Source organism: Streptomyces sp. WG5, from assembly GCF_049974565.1.
GTDB lineage: Bacteria > Actinomycetota > Actinomycetes > Streptomycetales > Streptomycetaceae > Streptomyces.
The window spans coordinates 1-728 of the sequence record NZ_JBNGGC010000155.1 but is presented as its reverse complement, the minus strand read 5'-3'; the positions used below and the strand labels follow the sequence as shown (position 1 = coordinate 728).

At 71.7% G+C, this 728-nt stretch carries 1 protein-coding gene; it reads left to right on the top strand.

Annotated features, from left to right (window positions below; translation table 11 throughout):
- On the top strand, window positions 1-728 hold a 728-nt coding region (locus ACP4IX_RS36340; protein WP_426558942.1), incomplete at both ends, for a polyketide synthase dehydratase domain-containing protein.

The window sequence follows — 728 nt, the reverse complement described above, 5'->3', positions numbered from 1 at the left end:
GGTCTCGGTGCGGCGGGCCATCCGTTGCTGGGTGCGGCGGTTGAGCTGCCGGATTCGGACGGGGTGGTGTTCACCGGTCGGTTGTCGCTGGCCACGCATGCGTGGCTTGCGGATCATGCGGTGATGGGTTCGGTGCTGCTGCCGGGTACGGCGTTTGTCGAGCTGGCGGTGCGTGCGGGCGAGCTGGTCGGCTGCGAGGTGCTGGAGGATCTGGCGCTGGAGGCGCCGTTGGTGCTGCCGGAGCTGGGTGGTGTGCAGCTGCGGCTGTCGGTGGGTGCGCCTGACGGTGGGGGGCGTCGTGCGCTGGTGCTGCATTCGCGGGTGGAGGGTGCGGGCGAGGATGCGTCGTGGGTGCGGCATGCCGCTGGTGTGCTGGCCGAGCGGGGTGCGGAGCCGGCGTTCGACCTGGTGGTGTGGCCGCCGGTCGGGGCTGAGCCGGTTGCGGTCGACGGTTTGTACGAGGGCTTGGCGGATGCCGGGTTCGGTTATGGGCCGGTGTTCCAGGGGCTGCGGTCGGTGTGGCGTCGTGGCGGGGATGTGTTTGCCGAGGTGCGGCTGCCGGAGTCGGCGGAGGCCGAGGCGGGTGCGTTTGGTGTGCATCCGGCGCTGCTGGACGCGGCGCTGCACGCGCTGGGCGTGAGCGGAACCGACAGCGCGGACGGTGAGGCCAAGCTGCCGTTCTCCTGGCAGGGCGTGACTCTGCACGCCGTCGGCGCGTCCGAGGTACG